Genomic DNA, 23,945 nt, shown 5'->3' on the forward strand with positions numbered 1-23,945 from the left:
TATCTGGCCCATGGACCCCGGCAGATGGCGGCGGACATGGCACGAGAGGGTAGGACAGCATGAGTGCGCTCATCGACCTGGATGAGATCCGTGAGGAGACGGATATCGTCTGGCTCGAAGACTCCACCGCGCTGGACTACGTCCGTCAGAACCTCGACCGGCTGCCGACCCGCAAGGGTAAACCGGCCTACCACCGCGACGGCCGCATGGTCGGGTACGCGGTGCTCGGCCCCGGCGCCAAGGCGTCGCGCTCGTCGGGCACGTTCCGCCGTCGGGTCTTCTGGCTTCTGCCGCACGATCGCGACACCGACCCGAGCGGCCTGTACGCGACCGGGGCCCCGGCTGAGGCCGTCGACCCCCGCACCCTCGCCCCCGGCGCCAAGGGCTACAAGACGGAGCGTTCGGAGGGCGGGCCGCCGTCCTCCGCGATGCGGGAGCTCGGGATCACGCTGCCGTTGTAGGGCCGGGGACATGCGAGCGAGCCCCGTGTACGGGCGCCGGACGCTCGACCGGTTCTCGAGCGGCTCTCGACCGTCGCCGTGCCAGACTCCCGATCATGAGCGAAGCTTCAGAGGGGACCGACGCCCGATTGCGGCGGTGGATCGCGGCCCATGGCGGGGTGGCGGGCACGGTTCATGCGCGTGAGGGCGACGACATGCTTCTGGCCGCCGCCGTGAACATCCCCCCGCCGGTCGCCGCGGTCGTACGTGTCGTGCCGAAGGGCAAGGGCATGGCGGGTCTGGCCTTCGAACGTGGTGTGGCGGTGTCCACCTGCAACCTGAAGACCGACACGAGTGGTGACGTACGGCCGGGAGCCAAGGCCGTGGACGCCCAGGCCGCCGTGGCGATTCCCGTCCACGACGCGGCCGGTGAGATCCGGGGTGTCGTCGGGATCGCCTACCAGGGGGAGCGCGCCATGGACGACCTGGAGCTCGCCCTGCTGACGCGCGAGGCAGAAGCACTGTGGTCGGCGTAGTGAACCGGCATGCGTAAGCCTCCCTCCAGCGCCGCTGGAGGGAGGCTTACGCATGCCGGTGCTGTGCGGTTGCGCGCGGCCACTCAGTTCGCTGCGGCGCCGGTGGGGGGTGACGGCAGATCCGCCGATGCGATCTCACGCCCGGCGAAAGGCGTGCCGCGGCTGGTGACGATGGGGCCCGAGAGTTGGGTGCTGAAGGTCTGGTGACCATTCTGATGGCCCGTCACCAGGGCGTGGAGCACACCTGGTTGCCGTGCCGGCAGTTCGGTGGCTTCGATCCAGCAGGGGCTGGTGAACTCGACGTACCGTTCAAAGAGGTTGACCGTCGCCGTGGGGATGACGGTGAGGCCCGGTCCGAGCAGGGCACATGCGCCCTGGCGTGCGGCTTCGAGCAGGACCATGCCCGGGACGTGATCGCCGGCGTGGTCGAACATCACCGGATGGGCGGGGTCGGGGTTCAGCAGCCAGAGGCCAGGCCGGTCACTGGCGGCGAGGACCAGGTCGCTCGGGAGCGTACGGCCGAAGTCGGCCGGGTCCTGACCGGTGGGGCGGTAGTCGATCGCGGAACCGGCGGCGGCATTGCGCAGACGGCGGTAGGCAGCGGGGGAGACGCAGGTGAAATGCCCTTCGCCTCTTGCCACCAGGTGTTCGCCGCGCCGGATGGTGACGTGTACGCCGGACACCAGGTCGCGCCGCTGTGAGGTCCAGCGGGCTTCGATCATGAGATCGCTCGGCGTGTGCCCGATCCCCATGTGCTCGGGGTAGGTGGTGGCGGATATGTCCCGCATCACGAACTGATTGCCGAGGGGGACGCCGAACTCGGCGTGGGCGAGGTACAGGCCGATCTGACGGACCGTCTCGACGGCCTGCAGGTGATCGTGGCTCCGGCCGTCGGGGCTGCTGAAGAAGGTGTGGGCGCGTGGCCACTGTCCGGTGAGCGTGAAAGTGCATTCGCTCGTCTTCTCGCAACTGGTGAGGAATACCTCGGCAAGTGAAGCCCGGTGCACGTATTCCTTGGGCACGGTGGTGGTGAGCCGGGGAAGTTCGCTCGGTTCGGTCCGACTGGATCTTCGAAGGGTTTCGCTGATGACCCGGTGATCTTTTGCCTGGGGCGCTACCGCACCGCTCATGAACCTGTTCCCCCCGGGAGGCGATGAGAAGGTGGCAAAGATACATACTAACCGGTTTGATTTTCAAGGGGTTCTGCCAGGGCCTGAGTTGAGGCGTGCATTCCGTGACGCACGGTAGCTGGAGGGGCTTTGCTGCTCCATTGAGTGACGTCGGAATGCGTTGATCTTGGTCTGTTCCGGACGGACGGCTGCCCTTGCGAGACCGGGCGTGCGGTTATGGGGCCTCTGTGGACACCGAAGAGCCGCCCCGCGGTCCGTCTCGGTGAAGATCGGAATCTATGGAATGCGGGGCGGCTCGTGGGCCTTCTTTGCGATTCAGTATTTCCGGAACATGTCCAGGGCCACTGCGGCCGGTGTCGGCATGGCGGCGATTTCGCGGCCGAGTTCCTCTGCCGCGGCACGGTATCCGGGCTTGTCGAGCAGCAGTTCCACGGAATCCCGTACCAGCTCGTGATTGTCCTGATCGGCCACGGTGTCGAGAGTGATGCCCGCACCGACCGCCTCGAGTTGCTCACCCAATGCGAATTGATCCGACCATTGGGGAAGCGTCAGCTGGGGCAGGCCGACCGTGGCCGCGGTGAGCATGGTGCTCGACCCGCTGTGGTGCACCATCGCGTCGCAGCTGTCGATGAACAGGTGCAGCGGAGTGGGCGGCACGAGCCGAACCGCGGACGGCATCGGGCCGAGCGCGTCCCAGTAATCGGGGCCCACGGTGGCGATGACCTCGACGTCCGGCACGCTCGCGGTCGCCTGGAGCACCCGGCGCACGTGCGGCACGCCGTTGAGCTGCATCGTGCGGGTGCCCAACGTCACCACGACCCGGCGCGCCCGCGGCTTCTTGCGCCACGCCGGCGGTTCGCCGAACCCGTTGAACGGCACGTGCCTGATCGGCGCCCCCACGCTCGTCGAGTCCAGCTGCAGCGACGGCGGGCAGGGATCGAGCGTCTGGGTCGGCATCGGCAGTTCGTCGAGGCCCAACTCCTCGGCCACATCGGCGAGTTCGACGCGGGCCTCGCGCAGCGCCAGGTCGGAGATGGGGTCGACGCCCCAGCGGTGGTGCACCACGGGAATGCCCAGCACGCCCCCGATGAGCAGCGAGGAGTACTCCACCTGGTCCGCGATGATCAGATCCGGTCGGAACTCGCGGGCCAGCTGAAGGTACTCATGGACGTTGCTCCGGGCCTGGTCCATCCACACGCGACCGTAGAAGCCCATCTCCTCCGGCGCGAACCGGGTGAAGCTCTCCAGCGGGCGCTTGCCTTCGGGCAGGAAGGCGATCAGGTGCTTGTCCCCGTCGAGCATCTCGCCGACCGGGGCGCCGACGAGCCCCGCCGAGCGGATCATGGGCATGACATCGGGTTGCGCGGTGACCAGCACCTCGGCCCCCCCGGCGCGCAGGGCCCAGGCCAGCGGCACGAGCGGGGCGAAATGCGTGGGCACCGGGGTACTCATCATCATCACGCGCATCGGTGTTTCCTCCGGACTCTCTCAACTGGTCGACGGACGTCGTCTTTGCTTGCTGTGCGACCTGGCCGACCTCGCGGGTGCTCGCTCGGCGGCGAGCATGTCCGTGAGCGAGTCGTCCAGGTTCCGGGTCGGCTGCCAGCCGAGCAGGTGACGGGCGCGGGAGATGTCCAGCTGCTGCCATGGCATCGGTTCAAGGACCGAGCGGCCGGCCAGCTCGACGATCCGGGCGGGCACCCCGGACAGCGCGATGAGCCGGTGCACGAGGTCGAGGACCGCGGTCGCGGTGCCACCGGCGATGTTGAACACCTGGCCGCTGACGTCCGCTGCGGGCACGGTCGCCGCGGCCACGACCGCGTCGACCACGTCCCGCACGTCCACGTAGTCGCGCCAGCAGGTCAGCGGGGAGAGCCGCAGTTGCCTCTCACCCGCCGCGAGCTGCCGGGCCACCTTGCCGGGCAGACTGTTGCCGCCCGCGCCGGGGCCCGCCACGTTCGCCACCCGGAGCACCACGCCGTCCACCCCGTGCTCGAGTGCGGCACGCCGTACGGTCTCTGTGCTGTGCCGCTTGGTCACGCCGTAGAAGGAGGTGGGGGCAAGTGGGTCGTCCTCGGTGGTGCTCACACCCACCGCGCCCGGCCCGTACTCGTAACTGCTGCCCAGCTGGACGAGCCGAGGCCGCGGGCCGGCGAGCACCTCGACCAGCCGGTCGACGAACTCCACGTGCAGGGCCCGCATGGCTTCCTCGGTGGTCCGCCACACGACGGTGGACGCGTTGACGACGACATCCGCCCCGGCAAGCGTCCGGCGCAGCCCGCCGGTGTCAACGGCGGTCAGGTCCAGAGCCGTTGAGTCGATGCTGCTCGGCCACCACGGCGCGCGTGCGCCGGACCGGGACACGCTGAGCACACTGCAGCCCGCCGCGGCGAACTCCTGGCACACCCGGCTGCCGAGGGCGCCGCTGCCGCCGAGAACCACTACGCGCCTCACGTGCGCCACCTGCCGGCGGCCGCCAAGGGCGCGACAACGAAGATGAGTCTCATGACAGGCGCAGCCGATCCTCTCGGTGTTCGTGGCGCCGCGCCCAGGCAGTGCCTGAGCACCGTGGGCTGGGGGACCGGTGGCCGGTGCCGGAGAAGAGGCGGCCGCGCCGGGCGTGCCCGCCCGGCGCCGGCCTGGTCACACGAGGGACAGCGGCGCCGGAAGCGGGAACACCAGCTTGCCGCCGCGGGCGAGGAAGTCCTGCTCCCGCTCCACGTAACCGTCGCGGTAGACCCACGGCAGCACCAGCAGTTGGTCGGGCTTCTGGGACAGCGCCTCCTGCTCGGAGACGATGGGGATGCGGGTGCCCGGCGTGTAGCGGCCCGACTTCTCCGAGCTGACCTCGCCGATGCAGGGCAGGTCACGCTCGTCGATGTCGCAGTACTGCAGGACGACGTTGCCCTTGGTCGACGCACCGTAGCCCAGCGTCAGCTTGCCCGCCGCCCGGGAGTCGGCCAGGAACCCGCGCAGCTCCGAGCGGTGCTCGCGCACCCGCGCGGCGAACGCGTCGAACGGCGCCGCGGTGTCCAGACCGAGCGCGTCCTCCTGCTTGCGCAGCCGTTCGACCGCCACGTCGTCGACCTCGTGCTTGGTCCCGGACTTCGCGAGGGTCAGGCACAGACTGCCGCCGTAGACGTCGGTGACCTCGGCGCGGATGACCTTCAGGCCCACCTGCTCGGCCATCCACTCGATGGGGCGCAGCGCGTAGTACTCGAGGTGCTCGTGGCAGATGACGTCGTAGGCCGTGGCCGCCAGCATCGACGGCAGGTAGCTCAACTCCAGCATCCACACGCCGTCGTCGGCCAGGACGTCACGCACGTCCCGCATGAACTTCACCGGGTCGGGGAGGTCGTAGAACATGGCGATCGACGTGACGACCTTCGCCTTGCGCTCGCCGTAACGGGCGCCGAACGCCTCCCGCGAGAAGAAATCGGGGATCAGGTCGATGTGCTCGGGGTAGTACTGGCGCCACTTCTCCCCGGTCGGGTCGATGCCGACGAGCTTCGGGCCGTCGGCCGGGTAGTGGCGCAGCAACGTCGAGTCGTTGCTCCCGATGTCCAGGACCAGGTCGTCGGCCTCCAGGTCGACGGTCCGTCGCACGGCGTCGACCTTGTCCCGCAGGTGGTTGATCATGAACGGCCGGATGCCGGAACGGTAGCCGTAGCTGTCGCCGTACATCACGGACGGGTCGGCCGTGTGCCGCAGCTGCACCAGGCCACAGCCCTCCGGCGAGCACCTGATGAGCTCCAGCGGCGCCACCGGGACCTCTTCGTCCCGCTCACGGGGGAAGATTCCGGTCAACGCCTGCGAACCGAGGTCGAGTACGGGAAGCAGGGAACGGTTACCGCACGCGCGGCACTCAGCGATCGCCATCTGGTTCTCCAACCGACAGGATGAAACTTCGTTGGTGTGTATGAAATCGCCTGCGTCGTCAATGGAACGGTCCACATGGGACTCGGCGGCGAGCATGTGCATTCGTAGTGCGAGCCAATGAATCCGGCCGGCGCCGGTGTCGCTTCATCAGCGAACGCTGGGCGGTGACAAAGGCGAAACTGCTGTGCGACGGGGGTGAGGTGTTGGCTTTCAGAACACCGCAAAAGCATGTCAGACGAACGTCAATCGGCCCAAGTGTTCAACCGCGGAAAGGACGTCGTTGAGCACCTAAGCTGCCATGTCACCGCCTCTCGCATGCCCCGGTGGTCTCGTGCTGTAGGGAATCTTGACCGGATGTGCAGCCCCGCCTGAGCGCAGTTCATGAGATGTGGCCGGGAGGGAGCACGAAATCACGTTTTCCATGCGGGCCCGAACGCGAGCAAAAGGAAAGACAAATGGGCCGGCCGAGAGATCGCGAGGATCTCTCGGCCGGCCCATTCGCCACTGCCCGGTCAGGGGTGGAGTGCCATGCCTGGCTCAGCCCCAGGTCTTGCCCGCCGGCTCCTTGATGATGCGGTTGAGCCGGTTGAAGAAGTTGGTCGTGGCGATCTCGAGGTTGATCGCGCCGATCTGCTCCTCGGTGAAGTGGACGTTGATCTCTTCCCAGACCGCGTCGCTGACGCCTTCCGCGCCATCCTGCAGCCGGGTTGCACCCTCGGCAAGTGCCAGTGCCGCGCGCTCCGCGTCGGTGTAGAAAGGCGCCTCGCGCCAAGCCACCACATTGTGCAGACGGTCGTCGGTCTCACCGGCCTTCTTTCCACCGGCGATGCTGGCGTAGATGCACGGCGCGCAGCCGTTGATCTGGCTCACGCGCAGGTGGACCAGCGTAAGAAGCTTCGGGTCGACGCCACCGGCCGCAATCGCCTTGTGCAGGTGCTGGACCGCGGTCCACACATCGGCGTTGTTCGTGTCCTTGTTCTTGAGTCGGTTTTCCATGAGTGCTCTCCTTCATCGGCTTTATGTTGTGGGCCTCTCGTGCCCGTTACCCATATGACGGAGCAGCTTCAAAGAAGGTAACAACGTGCTCCGAACTCATCTCTCACGCGGCGACCTCGATCCGTGTGTGGTCCCCGACGACCAGCCGGTGATGCGGTGTGTGCCCGTCCGCGGGACCGACGCTGGCCATCCGGCCGATGAGCGAACTGTGCAGGCCTCGTACGTCCGTGACCCTGGCGCCCTCCAGGGCGATGGATGAGTCGATGTGTGTGTGCCGCAGCACGCAGTTGTCGCCGATGGAGGTGTTCGGGCCTATGTGGCTGTACTCGATCGTGGTGCCGGCGCCGACGATGACGGGCCCCACGATGCGCGATCCGACCACGCGGGCGCCCTTCTCCACGACGACCGGGCCGATCAGGACACTGGCGTCGTCGACCTCGCCCTGCACCGACGGCAGCAGTCCCTCCAGCAGCTTGCTGTTGCACTCCAGGACGTCCTCGACGCGGCCGGTGTCCTTCCAGTAGCCGCCGTACTCGCTTGCGGTGACCTGCGCGCCCTCGGTCACCAGCCACTGCACGGCGTCGGTGATCTCCAGTTCGCCGCGCGGGCTCGGGCTGATCGCGGCGACCGCTTCGTGGATCGCCGGCGTGAAGAAGTAGACGCCGATGAGGGCGAGATCGCTCTTGGGGTTCTGCGGCTTCTCCACGAGCCGTTCGATGCGTCCTTCATGGTCGAGCTCGGCGACGCCGAAGGAACGGGGGTCCGCGACCTTGTGCACGACGACCTGGGCCGCGGGACGCTTCTGGGTGAACTCCCGCGCGATGTCCGTGACCCCGTCCGGAAGCATGTTGTCGCCCAGGTACATGACGAAGTCGTCGTCCCCCAGGAACTCCTGGGCCAGGACCACGCAGTGCGCCAGGCCCAGTGGCTCGTCCTGATGGATGTAGGTGATGTCGAGTCCCAGCCGGGACCCGTCACCGACCGCCGCGGCGATCTGCGCGGAACGGTCGCCGACGATGATGCCGACTTCGGTCACCCCCAGCTCGCGCACTCCGTTCAGGACATGCTCCAGAACGGGCCTGTTGGCAATCGGGATCAGTTGCTTGGGCATGGAATGGCTGAAGGGGCGCAGCCTCGTCCCCGACCCACCCGACAACACCAGTGCCTTCATCACACGTGCTCCTTTCGCGCATACGGTTCAGGACATTTCGTGACGGTCGCGTGCCGCCGGTCGGAGAGGACCGGCGCCGCGTCATGGGCGAGCAGACACTCTTCGAGGAAGGCCAGGACCTTGAGGTGGTAGGTGCGCGCGGCCCAGCCGAGGCTGATGTTGTGACCGGCGTCGGGCAGGCGGTCGACCGTCGCCTTCGGGGCTGTCAGCGGCCGCAGCAGCTCGGCGACGGCGGCGTCGTCGTGCAGCCACCACCGCTCCTGTTCGGCGAAGGTGAACCGGATCGGGACCTTGATCCGGGCGGCGAGCCGCGGATACAACCGCGGCCAGTCGAGCGCCTCTTCGGCCTCCGTTGCGGGAACGGGCGCGATCAGTTCGCGGCCGAAACGGAAGGCGTCCGGCGGATACAGGCGCAGAGAACCCCAGTGCCGCCGCCAGTCGCCGTGTCCGCCCGGCCCGGGCAGTTCGTCGCCTCTCACCGCCATCCGGGTGCCGATCCCTGAGACGTCCACCCCGATGAGCCCGGGTGCGCGGTCATGGGCTGCGACGGCCAGGGCGAGCTTGCCGCCGTTGGAGTGCCCGACGACGAAGAACCCGGCGCCGATGTCATGCGAACGGGCATAGGCGGCAAGGCAGTTGTGCAGGACCCCAGCCTGTTCGGCCAGTGGGATCCCGTGCGGGAAACGGTCGGCGGAAAGACCGTAGCCGGGGCGGTCGACGGCCAGGACGGTGTAGCCGAGCTGCGCCCCGATCGCCAACAGGGACAGACCGGCGCGCGCTTGGCTGTCGAAGTAGCCGGCGCGCATCCCGCCGCCGTGCACGGCGACCACCACGGCGTTCGTGACGCCTCCCGCGGGCCGGGCGAGCAGGCCGGACAGCTGGACGCCGTCGGCGTCGAGAACGACGGCGGTGGTCTGGGGGACCTCACGCGCGGCAACGGTCATCGAGGAGTGGCTCATGGGCGTCACTGCGGCGCGTTGCCGTGTTTGCGCGAGGGCAGATCGGTGTGTTTGGCACGGAGCATGCCGAGCGACCGGATCAGCACCGCTCGCGTCGACCGCGGATCGATGACGTCGTCCACGAGCCCGCGCTCCGCCGCGTAGTACGGATGCATCAGTTCCTCTTTGTATTCCTTGATGCGTTTGGCACGGACGGCCTCGGGGTCGTCGGCCGCGTTGATCTCGCGCCGGAACACGACGTTGGCCGCGCCCTCGGCACCCATCACCGCGATCTCGTTGGTCGGCCAGGCCAGCGCCAGGTCCGCGCCGATGGACCGGGAATCCATGACGATGTAGGCACCGCCGTAGGCCTTGCGCAGGATCAGTGAGATCCGCGGAACGGTGGCGTTGCAGTAGGCGAACAGCAGCTTCGCCCCGCGCCGGATGATTCCGTTGTGCTCCTGGTCCACCCCGGGAAGGAAGCCGGGCACATCGACCAAGGTGACCAGCGGAATGTTGAAGGCATCGCAGAACTGCACGAACCGGGCGCCCTTCTCGGACGCCTCGATGTCCAGGACGCCCGCGAGGCTGGCGGGCTGGTTGGCCACGATGCCCACCACCTGGCCGTCGAGCCGGGTCAGCGCACAGACGATGTTGGTCGCCCAGGCCGGGTGGACCTCGAAGTACTCGCCGTCGTCGACGATCTCCCCGATGACGTCACGGACGTCGTACGCCTGGCCCTGCTCGGTCGGTATCAGCTCCAGCAGCCGGTCGTTGGGCCGGTCCACGGGATCGTCGGTGGGTACGACGGGCGCGAGCTCCCGGTTGTTCGCGGGCAGCAGGGACAGCAGGAAGCGCACTTCTTCCAGGCAGTGCTCCTCGTCGTCATAGGCGAAGTGGGCCACGCCGGAGTTCGCGGCGTGCACATCCGCGCCGCCCAGCGCGTTCTGCGTGATCTCTTCGCCCGTCACGGCCCTGACCACGTCCGGCCCGGTGATGAACATCTGCGCGGTGTCGCGCACCATGAACACGAAGTCGGTCAGTGCCGGGGAGTAGGCGGCGCCTCCGGCGCAGGGGCCCAGCATGACGGAGATCTGGGGGATGACCCCGGACGCACGCGTGTTGCGCCTGAAGATGCCGCCGTAGCCGGCGAGAGCGGACACCCCCTCCTGGATACGGGCTCCCGCGCCGTCGTTCAGCGACACCAGCGGCGCCCCAGCCGCCTCGGCCAGATCCATGACCTTGTGGATCTTCTCGGCGTGTGCCTCGCCGAGCGCCCCGCCAAAGACCCGGAAGTCATGGGCGTACACGAACACGGTCCGGCCGCCCACGGTCCCCCAGCCGGTGACGACCCCGTCCCCGTCCGGTCTCCTGTCCTCCAGGCCGAACCCCGTGGCCCGGTGCCTGCGCAGCTGCTCCACCTCGTTGAACGAACCCTTGTCGAGCAGCAGGTCGATGCGTTCGTGGGCGGTCAGCTTGCCCTTGCCGTGCTGACGCTCGGTGGCAGCGGCGTCGGGGCCGTCCTGCGCGGCGCGTTTGCGGTCCGTCAACTCCTCGACTCGATGGTGCAGGCTGCTGGTTGCGTTGGGCATGGGGTCCTCCTCAGTCGGAGAGCATCGGGATTGACCACAGAGCCGGCGGGGTGGTGGCACGGCCCGCCACCGCCAGGGGGACGCGCAGGCCCGCCGGGGCGTCCTCGGTGCGCCAGGCGTCGGAGGAGCCCAGCCAGTGCGCCGGAACACAGCGCACGCCCGCCTCGGCGGGGCCGGCGTGGGGGACCGCCACCGCGGCGACATGGTCCGCGAAACAGGGGATGCCGTGCACCGTCCAGCCCGCCGGATGCTCCGATCCGCGGGCTCCCAGGTAGTCCTGTGCGGGCCCGCGGCCGAGGCCGACGCCCAGCCCTTTGAGGTAGGCCTCCTTGCGCGTCCACAGCCAGCCGAACACGGCCCGGCGATCGGCCGGCGACACCGCCGCGAGCTCGGCGCGTTCGCGCACGTGCAGGGCGGGCTCGCAGGCCTCGACGGTTTCCTCCCTCGGCATCCTCTCCACGTCCACGCCGAGCGGCACGGGGGCGAAGCCCAGCAACGCCACCCCGAAGCTGTGGGACAGCGAGAAGTGCAGCGGTACCGGCGGGTCGGCCAGCGCGGGGCGGCCGTGCGCTCCGCCGCAGGCGGGGCACGGCTCGCGTGTGAACCGCACGCTGCGCGGCGCCAGACCGGTGTACCGGCTGAGCAGGCGGCGCAGCGCGGCGTGCGCGGCGGCGTACAGCAGTCCGTCGGCCTGCCGACGAAAGCTGTCGGTCCGTGTCCGCTCGGTGTCATCGAGCTCGGACAGGTCCAGGGCGGGCTGTGCGCCGCTGCTGGGGGTGCGGATGAGCCACAGGTCGAGCTGATCCGGTGCCATGGCTGACCCCGGCGGCGGCCACGGCCCTGATGGCATGATCGGCCACATCGCCATGGTGGTCTCCGGTTCCTGGGGGTGGTGGTGGCTCGGCGGCGGCCGCGCGGACCGCCGCAAGATCGTGCTGTACGTCCCGGTCGGACGGACGGGTGAGGTTTCACGGCTGGAGTCTGCTGGCCTTCCAGCCGCCGGCAGTGCGCTCGTAGCGCAGCCGCTCGTGCAGCCGGTCGGTGCCGTTCGCCCAGAACTCGACGCCGGCGGGGACGAGCCGGTAGGCGGCGAACGTCCCGGGGCAGGGCAGCGCTTCACGCGAAGTGCCCAACTCCTTTGCCCTGGAGCGCAGTGCATCCACATCGTCCAGGCTGTCCAGGGGCCTGCTCTGCCGCGAGGCCGTGCTCATGGCGTGGGTGAACACCGGCCGCGCGTGCCACAGGCTCTCTGCGTGCGCGTCGGGCAACCGGTGCACGGGACCGGCCAGCGTGATCTGCTGGCTGGTCTCCCTCCAGTACAGGACGCCCGAGGCCCAGGGGTTCTCGGCCAGTTCCCGTCCCTTCCGGCTGTCGGCATGGGTGATGAAGTCGATCCCGTCCCGCGTCGCCGAGCCGAGCACGACGACGCGGGACGACGTACGGCCCCGGGCGTCGGCCGTGGCCAGGGCCAGGGCGCGAGGTTCCCTGACGCCCAGGGCGACACTGCGTTCGAGCCACGTGACGAGCAACGCCATCGGGTCGGCCGGCGGCAGGCGGTACTCGGGGAAAGGCATCTCCTCGCTGGCGGTCAGCGACTCGGAACGCGTCGGCGCACGGCGCCCGTTCGCGGCGTCCGGGGTTCTGGTCGAGGAGGCCGTCTCGGAGTCAGACATGGAGCACCCCCTCGGCGGCGACGACTCCGTGCCCCGAGACCTCGACGGAGTCGACCCGGTCGCCCTGCCCGTGGACCCGTGCCTCCATGAGCGAGGGACGGCCCATCTCGACACCCTGCAGGATGCTGACGTCCTGCCCGTAGGGGCTCAGGCCGTGCCGCGCGAGATGGATGGCGATGGGACCTGCGGCCGACCCCGTGGCAGCGTCCTCCACCACTCCGTAGGCAGGCGAGAACATGCGGTTGCGCCATGAACTGCCGCTGCCTGCGATGCAGTTGACGGCCATGTCGGGGAAGCGGGACAAGGCACGGTGGTCGGGTTCCACCTTCGAGAGGGCCTCCACGCTCTCGAATCCGACGAGGACGTGCCGCGGACCGTTCACATAGATGTCGACGGGAAGCGTCGACGAGCCGGTGTCCAGCGCCTGGAGGAGTTCGTCGCTGCGGTCGAAGGGCTGCCAGCGCGGCACCGGCTGCCGCATCGTGGCACGGATGACCCCTTCGTCGGACCGTTCGAGTGTGAAGGGAATGACACCCATGGCGGTCTCGAGGCGCAACTGGTCCGCCTCGGTGAGGCCGCCCAGGGCCACGGCGGTGCCGAGCATCGGGTGGCCCGCGAAGGGAAGTTCGTTGACGGGGGTGAAGATCCGCACATGGGCGTCGCTGCCGGCCGCACGCGGTCGCAGCACGAACGTGGTCTCCGAGAGGTTCATCTCCCGGGCGATGCGCTGCATCTGATGGGCGCTCAGGTCATCGCTTCCGAAGAAGACGGCCACCGGATTGCCGCTCAGGGGTTGCTTGGAGAACGCGTCGACGACAACGTACTTGTGCATACGCTTCCTCACTCGTCACAGGGCTGTGCCGTGGCCGGGGCGTTCACGGGAACGATCGGCCGGCCGTGTCTGATGGGGACCGGCACGTCGGCCAGGCCACATTTCACGATGGGTGACCCGCCTTGAGAGAGCACAGATTCCGGCTGGAACCCCGCCGCACGGACGATCGGGCGTGAGCCACGGCGTGGGCCGCCGCTCATGCGTCGAGGCCCTGGTCGCGGACGGCCTTGAAGCCGTCGCCCGCAACCAGGGCCTCGATGTGTCAAGTATTCCGCTCTGCTGAAGAGTCCGGCGAGCGCATTCGAGTGGCGGCCCGTGGGCCGGTCACAGCTCGCGAGCCATCCGCAGTTCCGTCTCGGACAGCGGGATGTCCGGCCGCATGCGCTCGGGATGACCGGGCGGAAGACCGCGGGGCTGCGCCGCCACCAAATGAAGTCCGCCCGGCGCGTACCCGGCGAAGGGGTCATGGGCGTAGGGGCCCGACGTGTTTCTGGCCACTGCGTAGTGGTACACGACCGGCCCGGTGTAGATGGCGCCCACACACACCAGGGAACGCCAGACCATGCGCCAAAAGCGGGCGGGCCACGCCCGCGTGCGCTCCTCGGACTGTTTCATGCTCGCCCCTTCGCGTCTTCGTGTCGCATGCCGGGGCACAGGCTGCCAAGTGCCGCTCGCGTCCCGCTCGAACACTCGGCGCGCTCGGACGCGCGGCCGCAGCGGTCAACGGCTTCGGCCGTCAGTCGATGCCGCGCACGACGTTGGGCTCCGCGATGTCGTCGTCGTCGACTCCGGCGAGCCGCAGCACGCGGTACAGGGAGGGCTCGGTCGCTTCTCGGGGGTCGATTCGGTCGTCCTCGGCTGTGTCGTACACCTGTTCCTCCTGCTCGCTCGGCTCAACGGCGGTGTCCCGGCCGCCGATGGAGTGATCTGGTTCACAACCAGCATGCGCGGCCGCACAACAGGGACGCTCGAAGCGCGCTGGGGGCGGGGCGTCGACCGCCGACGCCGTCCCGGCAGCGTTCGGACCTGCCTGTGCCGGTTCACGCCCACCTGAGAAGGGGCGGGCGTGAACCGGCACGACCGGAGGGTCACAGGCGAAACGCGGGGGCCCTTGGCCGCCGGGGTCAGCGGGCCGAGAACTTCAGGAGCTCGCCGTTGTTCGTCAGGGTGTTGTTGGTGACGTAGATGTCGCCCTTGGGTGAGACGGCAAGTCCGGTGGGCATGTTCAGCGGGGTGTCGCTCTTGATCGGGGTGAGGGCGCCGGTGCGCCTGTCGATCCGCGTCAGGGCACCGGAGGGAACGCCCGGCGCGCCCGTGGCGTACGACAGGGTGATCAGGTCCCCGTTCGGGGCCACGGCGAGGTCGATGGCGTTCGACAGACCCTTGGCGAAGACGGTCGGCTTCTCGCCCGGCACGTAACGCCAGACGCGGCCGAGGTCGTTGCGGGCGCCGCTCAGGTCGGAAATGTAGAACGCGCCGTCACGGCCGCGCACGATGCCGGTGGGCACGCCCTCGACCTCGGTCGCCTTCGTGTCGCTTCCGGGGGCCGCCGGCAGGACGTTGTTCGGGATGACCAGCTCGGTCTCGGTGGTGCCGTCGGGGTGCACCCGGATGACCGTGTTGCCCGCGGCGTCGGTCACCAGGAAGTCCTTGCCGTCCCGGACGTAGCGCTGCGGGTTGGAGGCGTCCGGCTGCGTGTTGCCCAGCGGCGCGTCGGGGTCGTGGGCCGCCTCGTGAGCGGCCAGGTCGCCCAGGACCTTGCCGTTGACGATGCTGAGCGTGGCGAGCGGCTCGCTGCCGGCGCCCAGCTCGGGGCGGGTGGAGGGCAGACCGATCAGACCGTAGACCGCACGGTAGGAGCCGTTCCGCAGCGCCTCGACCTGGTTCGGCCCGTACATGGAGCCGCTCGTGCCGCCCGGCGGGACGAGCTCCTGGGAAGGCAGGCCGGTGACGACGCGGCCCTTCTTCTTGCCCTTCACCTTGTAGATGGAAGCGGTCAGCCCGAAGCACCGCACGGGCATGTTCGGCTTGCCCGGGCACGCCTTGCCCGAGCCGGTGCCGGACTCCGCGACCAGGACCGAGCCGTCGTGGGAAACGGTGACATCCCGGGGGCTGTGCAGACCCGTCGCCAGGACGACGGGGGTGGACGCCACCCCGGTCCGCTTCTTGTGGGAGGCGGGGGTGGGCGCGGCCGAGCTCGGTATCGAGGTCGCCGCAAGGCTGACCGCGATCGCCGCTGTCACGAAGGCACCGGACCAAGGCTTGAATGCTCTTGACATGCTTCTCCTCGAATTGACATGCCCCACGTATGAGGGCGATTTCGACCGGCGCCACCATAGACGGCAAAAACCGGGTCCGTCCTCCGGCTGAATAGCCTCTGCCTGCGCTCAGTTGTTCAGAATCTGGTGCGCGGCATCGAAATTCCTCCGGCGATATGCCATACGCCCAGGTACGGCGGCGGACTTTTCCCGACTGCCCGGTGGAACCATCTCCACTAGAATTTCAGCGCTTCTCGACCGGCCCTCGATCGCTGGCCCGCCCGAGCGCCCTCGTGGCCACCGGCGCGACCCGGCGCGGGGGACAACGGGCCGCCGCAGGCGGGAGCTTCCTGTGCCCAGTGCACTCCCGGCGGGGTCCAGGCGGCGTACCGGTCGAAGGTCGAGCCACGCCGCGGCCCCGCGACCACGTCGAGATTGGGGTCGACCGCGAGGATCGCCTGGTGCAGTCGCTGGAGTTGCGGTGAAGGCTCCACACCCAGATCCTCGATCAGCCGCTCGCGCATCTTGCGGTAGACGTCCAGGGCCGACGCCTGCCGTCCCGACCGGTACAACGCGACCATCGCCTGCGCGTGCAGGCCTTCGTGCTGGGGGTGGCGGGCGGTCAACTCACCCAATTCCGCGGTCAGTTCGGCGTGCCGTCCCAACCGCAGGTCCACGTCGACCCGCCGCTCGACGGTGACAAGGCGGGCCTGCTCCAGGCGCAGCACCTCGATCGAGAGGACCGGGCCGCGGCGTACGTCCACCAGGGCAGGTCCCTGCCACAAGGCGAGCGCCTGCCGGAAGCAGCGGGCCGCCCGCTCATCCTCGCCCGCGTCGAAGGCCTGCTGGCCTTCCGCGACCAGGTGCTCGAACGTCTGCACGTCCACGGACTCCGGTGGCGTCCGCAGCAGATAGCCGCCGTGCCGAGTGGCCAGGATCTCCTTCGCCGCCCCTGCCGCGTCGGGCCCGAGGGCGGTGCCCAGGCATCTGCGCAACTGCAGCATGTACGTCTGCAGCGTCGTCATCGCGCTCCGCGGTGGTTGGGTTCCCCAGATTTCCTCCATCAGCGTTCCGACGGACACGACGCGGCCCGGATGCAGCGCGAGCAGGGCAAGAACTTGTCGGGGCTTTCCGGCAGTCGGGACCATCGACACGCCGTTCACGGCGGCATGCAGAGGCCCCAGAACTTTGATCTCCATTGCTTCCTCCGCCATTCGACAGGCAATCTCCGGGCACACAAGCCATCGGCGAGCGGCACGCTAGCCGGGGAACGACCTGAATCCCCGCTTGTTTGAGCGCATATCGAGTGGACCTAAAGAGGGCACGGAGCGAAAATGCTGACCGCGAATCCTGTCAGCCGCAGCGAGCGAGGTCCTCGGAGCGGGGGACCACGGGCCGGCTGAGCGCGGCTTCCGGCCCCGACTTGAGGATCTGGCGCTGAATCCGCTGCAGTTCGGCGGACGGTTCGAGTCCGAGTTCCCGGACCAGCGTGGCGCGCAGGTGCTGATACACCTCGAGCGCCTCGACGCGCCGCCCGGAGCGGTGCAGGGCCAGCATGAACTGGGCGTGCAGACTCTCGTGCGCCGGATGGCGGCTGACGAGAACAGTGAGTTCGGCGAGGAGATCGCGGTGCCGGCCGAGCCGGAGCTCGGCACCGATGCACTGATCCACGGCGCAGAGCCGGATCTCCTCCAGGCGCATGATCTCCGTCTGGAGCTGCTCGCCGGTGTGCACATCGGCGAAGGGCGGACCGGTCCACAGATCCAGGGCCTTTCTCAGCTGCCGTGCCGCGCCCTGGTGGTCCCCGGCGTCGGCGGCGCGGTAGCCCGCAGACGCCAGCTGCTCGAACTCCCTTACGTCGCTGCTGCCTCCACCGCTGTCGAGCAGGTAGCCGCCCGGCACGGTGGCCAGGACGGATTTGGCCGTGCGCCGCACTTCGCCCCTGGTCTGTCCTCGCTCAAGGGCCGTCTCGATCAGCTCACGCAGCTGAAGTACGTAGGTCTGCAGAGTGGTTCGCGCACTGCGCGGCGGATTGCTGCCCCATAGCTCCTCGGTCAGGGTCGCGACGGAGACCGGCTGATCGGCATGGAGCGCGAGCAGGGCGAGCAGTTGTCTGGGCTTCGGTGCGGTGGGCGTGATGGAGACACCGTTCTCACGGATGTCCAAAATGCCCAGTACTTCTATGTTCACGCGATCTCCCCTGTCCCGTGCGCAACTGACTCTGAGGCTGCATCAGGTGCTGGCCGTAGCCTAAAAACCGCACGAGCAGTCTGTCAATACTAAACCGCATGACCTGTATTTAACGCGCTTCCCATCTGTCGGCAACGCAATTTTATGCTGAATATCCTTTATGATGCCGAACTTCGGCGGAACATGAACGTCAAGTTCCGCTTCTTGGAGTGAGGTTGGCGAAGGTGGGTCAGTGAAAGGCGCTTGTTAACGGACCAAGTGGTCTAATATTGCCGGGTCGTTGCGCGGTCGCAGGCCGGTCAGTGCCCGGCTTGTCGGCAAAAAGCCGCGCCCGGTGTGCGACCACGTGGGGACGTGGTCGCACACCGGGCGCGGGAGGCGGGAGGCGGGTCAGGAGGGGATACGGATGCCGGAGAGGTGGGTCCTGAACACCTGCCGGCCGCCCTGGTGGCCGGTCACCTGGGCGCCGAACATTCCCGGTCGCTGTCCGGGCAGTTCGACGGCCTCGATCCAGCAGGGCTCGCCGAACTCGGCGTACTGCTGGAAGGTGTTGACCGTCGAGGTGGGGAGCACGGAGGTGCCCGGTTCGAGCAGGGCGCAGGAGGCCTGGCGCGAGGCTTCGAGCAGGACCATGCCGGGCATGTGATCGCCGCCGTGGTCGAACATCACCGGGTGGTCGGGGTCCGGGTTGAGCCGCCAGACGCCGGCGCGGTCGGCCGGGGCGAGCACCACGTCGATGGGGCGGGTGCGGCCGTAGCCGGACGGGTCCTGGCCGGTGGGGCGGTAGTCGATCGACGTCGCGAGTGCGGCGCCGCGCAGTCGGCGATAGGCGGCGGGCGACACACAGGTGAAATGCCCGTCTCCCGTGGCCACGACGTGGCCGTCACGCCGAATGGTGATGTCCACGCCGAGGACGGTGTTGCGCCGTTCTTTGGTGAAGACCGCCTCGATCATCAGGTCGCTGGGCGTCTGTCTTATCCCGAGGTGCCCGGGAAAGGTGGTGGCGGAGATGTCCCGCATCACGAACTGATGGCCCAGGGGAATCCCGAATTCCGAATGCGCGAGGAATATGCCGACCTGACGGACCGTCTCGACGGCCTGCAGATGGTCGTGGCTCCGGCCGTCAGGGCTGTTGAAGAACGTGTGGGCGCGAGGCCACTGGCCGGTCAGCGCGAAGGTGTCCTCGCCGGTCTTCTCGCAGCTGGTGAGAAACACCTCGGCAAGTGATGCACGGTGCACGTATTCTTTGGGCACCGTGGTCGTGAGCCTGGGAAGTTCGCACCGCGCGGCCAGATCGGATCTTTCGTCGGCAGAACTGTTGCTCCGGGCACCTTTAGTCAGAGCCGCTGTCGCACTGCTCATGAATCTTCCCCCCCAGGAAACGATTAGAAGCGCGTGGCCCGTAAACTACATACTCACCGGTTTTATTTTCAAGGGCTGATTTATGACGCCCCGTCATGGAGCCGCGCCGGCGTACGTGATGCCCTGTCAGAGGGCGTTTGTCCCCACGGGTTCGGCCCTCCGGGCCGCTGTGGTTCCCGGTGCCTTCCGGCGATGCTCAAGGGATCCTTGAGTCGCCTTTGAGCGGCGAGGCCGACGGTGTTCCGGAACGAAAGGGAGGGACGCCGTGGGTGACGCCCAAAGCAAGGACGCGCTGCTGAGGATCGAGCGCGGGAACGCCACGGAAGAGGAACTGGCCGCCGTCACCGTGACGCTCCTCTCGCTGGCCGCCGGTCGGTGCGAGCCCCGTGCGGAGGGTCGCGGAGAACGGCGCGGCGCACTGTGGAGCCGCCGGGAGCGGACCATGCCCTACCAGGCACCGCACAGCTGGCGCTGACGCTTCAGAACCGGACGGTTGGTTTCGGGCGGTCGGTTTCGCCGAACAACTTGGCTTCCGTGCACGGGCGTTGGGTCGCAGAGGTCTGAGAGGAATCCGGGAGAGCCTGAGGGGAGCGGGGAGAGGGCAGCCTGTGGTCCGGGGGCTCGGCAAGGCACGGATGTGCCGCCGAAACATTCTGCGAACACGTCTTCGCAGGCGGGTATGGGCGGTGAATCCGGCGCGCGGCCAGCGACACCGGTCGGGACCAGAGTGTGCAAATGGTGCAATAACCCCTTGATGTGCGCTCGCGGGCGGGTGGTTGGCCGCCTGCGCGCCGGTGGCGCCCCACTAGAAACCAGCTATCCGGTTTTGTATTGACAGGGTGCTGTGGATCTAATTGAATCTGGGTGCGGTAGAGGTGGCCGCGTGTGCGGCACCGTCCAGGTTCAGGGGGGAAGCTGTGGACATCGAAGTGCTCGGTACGTTCTCGGTGCGGGAGAACGGGTTCTCCATCACACCAACGGCCCCCAAACCCAGACAGGTTCTGGCACTGCTGGCGCTGCACGCAGACCGGGTGGTACCCGTCTCCGCGCTGATGGAGGAGCTCTGGGGCGCCAACCCGCCGCGCAGCGGCCGTACGACCCTGCAGACATACGTCCTTCAGCTGCGCGAACTCATCACCCTGGCCGCGGAAAAGAGCGAGGCGCAGCAAGCCCTCGGGGAGGGGGAGCGGCGCGCCGCGAAGGACGTGCTGGTGACGATGCCCGGCGGGTACCTGCTCTCCAGCGGCGACGGGTGCAGCGACGTGCGCACCTTCGAGCACCTCGCGGGACTGGGATACCGCGCCATGGACGCGGGCGACTTCGCCGGTGCGGCGCGCCAGTTGCGCGACGCGCTGACCCTGTGGTCCGGGACCGCCTTCGCGGACGTCCAGGCGGGGGCGCAGCTGGAGATGGAGACCAAGCGTCTGGAGGAGAGCCGACTGTGCGCGCTGGAGAAGCGCATCGAGGCCGAACTGCGCCTGGGACGCCACCGCGAGGCGCTGGCCGAGCTGACCGTGCTGGTGAACCGGTATCGCACGCACGAGAGTCTGCACGCCCAGTTCATGCTGGCGCTGTACCGCTCGGGGCGGCGCAGCGAGGCCCTGGACGTCTACCGACGACTGCGCGCCACGCTCGTACGGGGCCTTGGCCTTGAGCCGTCCGCGGGGCTGCGCCGACTGCAGCAGTCCATCCTCGCGGCCAACGACGAGCCCGCGGCCGAGCTTTCCGGCTCGCCCAAGGCCGCCGCGCACGCGGTCCACGCGGCCAAGGAGCGGCTCGCGCCCGTGCGTTGATTTCCCGGCCGGGCAACGCAGCCCGGGAGGCAAGGTCCTCGCGCTCCCGGTCGACCCGGGTTCCAGGTGCGCTCCAGGGATGCCGGGGCGCGGCACGGTCTGCTGGTGTCCCACCCACCACCGTTCTGGAGTGCCATGTCCCGCTCCCTGTTCACCTCGGAATCCGTGACCGAGGGACACCCCGACAAGATCGCCGACCAGATCAGCGACACCATCCTGGACGCCCTGCTCAGCCAGGACCCCAGCTCGCGCGTCGCGGTCGAGACCCTCATCACCACCGGTCAGGTGCACATCGCCGGCGAGGTGACGACCTCCGCGTATGCCGACATCGCCCAGCTGGTGCGCCGGGTGATCCTGGACATCGGCTACGACTCCTCGGCCAAGGGCTTCGACGGTGCCTCGTGCGGTGTGTCGGTGTCGATCGGCGCGCAGTCGCCCGACATCGCGCAAGGTGTCGACACGGCGTACGAGGAGCGGGTCGAGGGTGCCTTTCGCGCGGAAGAAGGGGATGAGCTCGACCAGCAGGGCGCAGGCGACCAGGGCCTGATGTTCGGCTACGCGACGGACGAGACACCCACCCTGATGCCGCTGCCGATCGAGCTGGCCAACCGCCTCTCGCGGCGGCTGACGCAGGTGCGCAAGGACGGCACCGTCCCCTACCTGCGCCCGGACGGCAAGACGCAGGTCACCATCGAGTACGTGGACGACCGTCCGGTCCGCCTGGACACGGTCGTCATCTCCTCGCAGCACGCGAGCGGCATCGACCTGGACACGCTGCTCACCCCGGACATCCGCGAACACGTCGTCGAGCACGTGCTGGCCCAGCTCGCCGACGACGCCATCAAGCTGGACACCGACGGGTACCGCCTCCTGGTCAACCCCACGGGCCGTTTCGAGATCGGCGGCCCGATGGGTGACGCGGGTCTGACCGGCCGCAAGATCATCATCGACACGTACGGCGGCATGGCCCGCCACGGCGGCGGCGCCTTCTCCGGCAAGGACCCCTCCAAGGTCGACCGCTCGGCGGCGTACGCCATGCGCTGGGTCGCGAAGAACGTCGTGGCGGCGGGTCTCGCGGCGCGCTGCGAGATACAGGTCGCCTACGCGATCGGCAAGGCCGAACCTGTGGGCCTGTTCGTGGAGACCTTCGGCACGAACACGGTCGACACCGACACGATCGCGGCCGCTGTCACGGAGGTCTTCGACCTCCGCCCGGCCGCGATCATCCGCGACCTCGACCTGCTGCGCCCCATCTACGCCCAGACCGCCGCCTACGGTCACTTCGGCCGTGAGCTGGCGGACTTCACCTGGGAGCGCACCGACCGCGCCGACGCCCTGCGCAAGGCGGCCACAGCGCTCTGAGGGGCGCACACCCGCCGGGGCAGCCCGGCGTCTCGACCAGCGGTGCGCGGTCTCCCCCGGCCGCGCACCGCTTCCCCTCCCGGCCCCGACGTCGGCCCGCCGCCCCAGGTCCAAGGAGTGCTTCCCGTGCGTATCGCCGTGACCGGATCGATCGCCACCGCCCATCTGATGGTCTTCCCCGGACGCTTCGCCGAGCAGCTGCGCAAGGAGCAACTCGAGCGCGTCTGCCTGTCGTTCCTCGCCGACCGCCTCGAGGAGCGCAGGGGAGGGGTCGCCGTCAACATCGTCTTCCGCCTCGACCCGATCCTGGTGGGAGCGGCGGGCGTCGACTTCACCGAGTACGACACCTGGCTGCGGGCCAACGGCGTCGACACCTCCGCGGTGCGGGTCAGCCGGACGCTGCACACCGCGCGCTTCGTCTGCACCACGGACATCGACCAGAACCAGATCGCCACCTTCTACGCGGGCGCCATGGCCGAGGTCATCGGGCGCACCGGCAGACCCGCGCTCGTCCTGGTCGGCGCCGACGACCCCGCGGTCATGCTGCGGCACACCGCCACGGCGCACCGCCTCGGCATCCCGGTCGCCGCCGACCCCTCCCAGCAGCTCGCCCGCCTCGACCGCGAGCAGGCACGCCGATTCTCGACGGCGCGCGCCGGCTGTTCACCAACGAGTACGAGGCCGCCCTCCTCGTCGAGCGCACCGGCGGGACGCGGCAAGACCTGCTCGGCCGGGTCGGCACCTGGATCACCACACTGGGCGAGGCCGAGGTCCGCCTCGACCGGTCCGCGGCCCCCGTCCGGCGGGTCCCGGCCGTACCCGCGCAGAAGATCGCCGACCCCACGGGCGCCGGCGACGCCTTCCAACGGCGGCCGGACCGCCGGCGCCGTCCTCTTTCCACACGGCAGGGAGCAGGCCATGACGACGTACTCCTTCGAGTTCTTTCCCCCGAAGACGGCCAAGGGCGAGCGGGCCCTGTGGGAGGCCATCCGCCGTGTCGAACCGTTCGCCCCCGACGTCGTGTCCGTCACCTATGGCGCGGGCGGGTCCTCACGCGAGCGCACCATCGACGTGACGCGCCGCATCGCCGCCGAGACGACCCTGCGCCCGGTCGCCCATCTGACGGCCGTCGGGCACAGCGTCGCACAGCTGCGGCACATCATCGGTCAGTACGCCGACGCGGGGATCCGGGAGGTCCTGGTGCTGCGCGGCGACCCGCCGGGCGACCCGAACGCACCCTGGATCCCACACCCGGACGGCTTCACCCACGCCCACGAACTGGTCGCTCTGGTAAGGGAGTTGGGGGACTTCCGGATCGGCGTGGCGGCGTTTCCCGAACGTCATCCGCGTTCGGCGGACTGGGACAGCGACATCCGGCACTTCGTCGCCAAGTGCCGGGCAGGCGCCGACTACGCCATCACCCAGATGTTCTTCGACGCGGAGGACTATCTGCGGCTGCGCGACCGGGTGGCGGCCGCGGGCTGTGACACCCCGATCATCCCCGAGATCATGCCGGCCACCGACGTCCGCCAGATCGGCCGCTTCGCCGAACTCTCCGGTGCGAGCTTCCCCGCGGACCTGGCGCGCCGCCTTCAGGCCGCACGCGAGAACCCGGCCGACGGACACCGCATAGGGGTCGAGCATGCCACTGCCATGGCTGAGCGGCTGCTGGCCGAAGAGGCCCCCGGCCTGCACTACATCACCCTCAACAAGTCCACGGCGGCCCTGGACATCCACCGCAACGTACTGAACCGGGCGAGCGCCCCGCAGGTCCTCGCGGGGCACCGCTGACG

General features: G+C 68.9%; 22 protein-coding genes and 2 pseudogenes. 7 read left to right on the forward strand and 17 right to left on the reverse strand.

Translation table 11 applies throughout. The features are described from left to right. Positions 1 to 59: 59 nt before the first annotated feature. Together AB0I66_RS41820 and AB0I66_RS41825 are read left to right on the forward strand one after the other, a co-directional pair. Positions 60 to 461 (forward strand): DUF6009 family protein, encoded by a 402-nt coding sequence (locus AB0I66_RS41820; RefSeq protein WP_363213338.1) that lies wholly within the window; start codon positions 60 to 62, stop codon positions 459 to 461. A 95-nt stretch (positions 462 to 556) separates the two neighbouring features. Next, positions 557 to 976 (forward strand): GAF domain-containing protein, encoded by a 420-nt coding sequence (locus AB0I66_RS41825; RefSeq protein ID WP_363213339.1) that lies wholly within the window; start codon positions 557 to 559, stop codon positions 974 to 976. Between the two features lie 83 nt (positions 977 to 1,059). Here AB0I66_RS41825 and AB0I66_RS41830 read toward each other — a convergent pair whose 3' ends face one another. The 17 genes and pseudogenes from AB0I66_RS41830 to AB0I66_RS41910 all read right to left on the reverse strand — a co-directional run bounded on the left by AB0I66_RS41830 (position 1,060) and on the right by AB0I66_RS41910 (position 18,928). Next, on the reverse strand, positions 1,060 to 1,998 hold the full coding sequence (locus AB0I66_RS41830; protein WP_363213340.1) for a ScbA/BarX family gamma-butyrolactone biosynthesis protein: 939 nt from the start codon (positions 1,996 to 1,998) through the stop codon (positions 1,060 to 1,062). A 423-nt stretch (positions 1,999 to 2,421) separates the two neighbouring features. Continuing rightward, positions 2,422 to 3,573 (reverse strand): nucleotide disphospho-sugar-binding domain-containing protein, encoded by a 1,152-nt coding sequence (locus tag AB0I66_RS41835; RefSeq protein ID WP_363213341.1) that lies wholly within the window; start codon positions 3,571 to 3,573, stop codon positions 2,422 to 2,424. Between the two features lie 21 nt (positions 3,574 to 3,594). Further along, complete coding sequence (locus AB0I66_RS41840) at positions 3,595 to 4,560, reverse strand: NAD(P)-dependent oxidoreductase (protein ID WP_363213342.1); 966 nt, start codon at positions 4,558 to 4,560, stop codon at positions 3,595 to 3,597. 189 nt (positions 4,561 to 4,749) lie between these two features. Further along, the gene (locus AB0I66_RS41845) at positions 4,750 to 5,985 is read right to left on the reverse strand and encodes a class I SAM-dependent methyltransferase (protein ID WP_363213343.1); all 1,236 of its coding nucleotides are present in this window, start codon (positions 5,983 to 5,985) and stop codon (positions 4,750 to 4,752) included. 537 nt (positions 5,986 to 6,522) lie between these two features. Then, on the reverse strand, positions 6,523 to 6,981 hold the full coding sequence (locus tag AB0I66_RS41850; protein ID WP_363213344.1) for a carboxymuconolactone decarboxylase family protein: 459 nt from the start codon (positions 6,979 to 6,981) through the stop codon (positions 6,523 to 6,525). Between the two features lie 103 nt (positions 6,982 to 7,084). Then, positions 7,085 to 8,152, reverse strand: coding sequence for a glucose-1-phosphate thymidylyltransferase (locus AB0I66_RS41855; protein WP_363213345.1), 1,068 nt, complete (start codon positions 8,150 to 8,152; stop codon positions 7,085 to 7,087). Then, positions 8,152 to 9,111 carry an alpha/beta hydrolase gene (locus AB0I66_RS41860; RefSeq protein ID WP_363213346.1) on the reverse strand — a complete coding sequence of 320 codons (960 nt, stop codon included), beginning with the start codon at positions 9,109 to 9,111 and terminating at the stop codon, positions 8,152 to 8,154. Before AB0I66_RS41860 ends, AB0I66_RS41855 begins: the two co-directional genes overlap by 1 nt. A 5-nt stretch (positions 9,112 to 9,116) precedes the next feature. Continuing rightward, the gene (locus AB0I66_RS41865) at positions 9,117 to 10,682 is read right to left on the reverse strand and encodes an acyl-CoA carboxylase subunit beta (protein ID WP_363213347.1); all 1,566 of its coding nucleotides are present in this window, start codon (positions 10,680 to 10,682) and stop codon (positions 9,117 to 9,119) included. Between the two features lie 10 nt (positions 10,683 to 10,692). Then, positions 10,693 to 11,496 carry a 4'-phosphopantetheinyl transferase superfamily protein gene (locus AB0I66_RS41870; RefSeq protein ID WP_363213348.1) on the reverse strand — a complete coding sequence of 268 codons (804 nt, stop codon included), beginning with the start codon at positions 11,494 to 11,496 and terminating at the stop codon, positions 10,693 to 10,695. 154 nt (positions 11,497 to 11,650) lie between these two features. Beyond that, positions 11,651 to 12,355 (reverse strand): phenazine biosynthesis FMN-dependent oxidase PhzG, encoded by a 705-nt coding sequence (phzG, locus tag AB0I66_RS41875; protein WP_363213349.1) that lies wholly within the window; start codon positions 12,353 to 12,355, stop codon positions 11,651 to 11,653. Next, positions 12,348 to 13,187, reverse strand: a complete 840-nt coding sequence (locus AB0I66_RS41880) for a PhzF family phenazine biosynthesis isomerase (protein ID WP_363213350.1) — start codon at positions 13,185 to 13,187, stop codon at positions 12,348 to 12,350. Before AB0I66_RS41880 ends, phzG begins: the two co-directional genes overlap by 8 nt. A 324-nt stretch (positions 13,188 to 13,511) precedes the next feature. Then, complete coding sequence (locus tag AB0I66_RS41885) at positions 13,512 to 13,802, reverse strand: DUF6059 family protein (RefSeq protein WP_363213351.1); 291 nt, start codon at positions 13,800 to 13,802, stop codon at positions 13,512 to 13,514. A gap of 121 nt (positions 13,803 to 13,923) precedes the next feature. Next, positions 13,924 to 14,058 carry a hypothetical protein gene (locus tag AB0I66_RS41890; protein ID WP_363213352.1) on the reverse strand — a complete coding sequence of 45 codons (135 nt, stop codon included), beginning with the start codon at positions 14,056 to 14,058 and terminating at the stop codon, positions 13,924 to 13,926. Between the two features lie 253 nt (positions 14,059 to 14,311). After that, a complete protein-coding gene (locus AB0I66_RS41895) occupies positions 14,312 to 15,466 on the reverse strand; it encodes a ScyD/ScyE family protein (RefSeq protein WP_363213353.1) in 1,155 nt (384 codons plus the stop codon). 359 nt (positions 15,467 to 15,825) lie between these two features. Beyond that, positions 15,826 to 16,644, reverse strand: a pseudogene (locus AB0I66_RS41900) (AfsR/SARP family transcriptional regulator); the annotation flags it as partial. A 154-nt stretch (positions 16,645 to 16,798) separates the two neighbouring features. Further along, positions 16,799 to 17,635: an AfsR/SARP family transcriptional regulator gene (locus tag AB0I66_RS41905; protein ID WP_363213354.1), complete on the reverse strand. Its 837-nt coding sequence runs from the start codon at positions 17,633 to 17,635 to the stop codon at positions 16,799 to 16,801. A gap of 390 nt (positions 17,636 to 18,025) precedes the next feature. Continuing rightward, on the reverse strand, positions 18,026 to 18,928 hold the full coding sequence (locus AB0I66_RS41910) for a ScbA/BarX family gamma-butyrolactone biosynthesis protein (protein WP_363213425.1): 903 nt from the start codon (positions 18,926 to 18,928) through the stop codon (positions 18,026 to 18,028). A 334-nt stretch (positions 18,929 to 19,262) separates the two neighbouring features. Between AB0I66_RS41910 and AB0I66_RS41915 the strand changes: the two genes are divergently transcribed. The 5 genes and pseudogenes from AB0I66_RS41915 (at position 19,263) to metF (ending at position 23,943) form a co-directional block, all read left to right on the forward strand. After that, a complete protein-coding gene (locus AB0I66_RS41915) occupies positions 19,263 to 19,472 on the forward strand; it encodes an acyl-CoA carboxylase subunit epsilon (RefSeq protein ID WP_363213355.1) in 210 nt (69 codons plus the stop codon). A gap of 442 nt (positions 19,473 to 19,914) precedes the next feature. Next, a complete protein-coding gene (locus tag AB0I66_RS41920) occupies positions 19,915 to 20,790 on the forward strand; it encodes an AfsR/SARP family transcriptional regulator (RefSeq protein ID WP_363213356.1) in 876 nt (291 codons plus the stop codon). Between the two features lie 135 nt (positions 20,791 to 20,925). Then, a complete protein-coding gene (gene metK / locus AB0I66_RS41925; protein WP_363213357.1) occupies positions 20,926 to 22,152 on the forward strand; it encodes a methionine adenosyltransferase in 1,227 nt (408 codons plus the stop codon). A 126-nt stretch (positions 22,153 to 22,278) separates the two neighbouring features. Beyond that, positions 22,279 to 23,018 (forward strand): annotated as a pseudogene (locus AB0I66_RS41930) (PfkB family carbohydrate kinase); the annotation flags it as partial. A gap of 52 nt (positions 23,019 to 23,070) precedes the next feature. Further along, positions 23,071 to 23,943, forward strand: a complete 873-nt coding sequence (gene metF, locus AB0I66_RS41935) for a methylenetetrahydrofolate reductase [NAD(P)H] (protein WP_363213358.1) — start codon at positions 23,071 to 23,073, stop codon at positions 23,941 to 23,943. Positions 23,944 to 23,945 lie beyond the last annotated feature (2 nt).

Source organism: Streptomyces sp. NPDC050439, from assembly GCF_040655335.1.
In the GTDB taxonomy this organism is placed as follows: domain Bacteria; phylum Actinomycetota; class Actinomycetes; order Streptomycetales; family Streptomycetaceae; genus Streptomyces.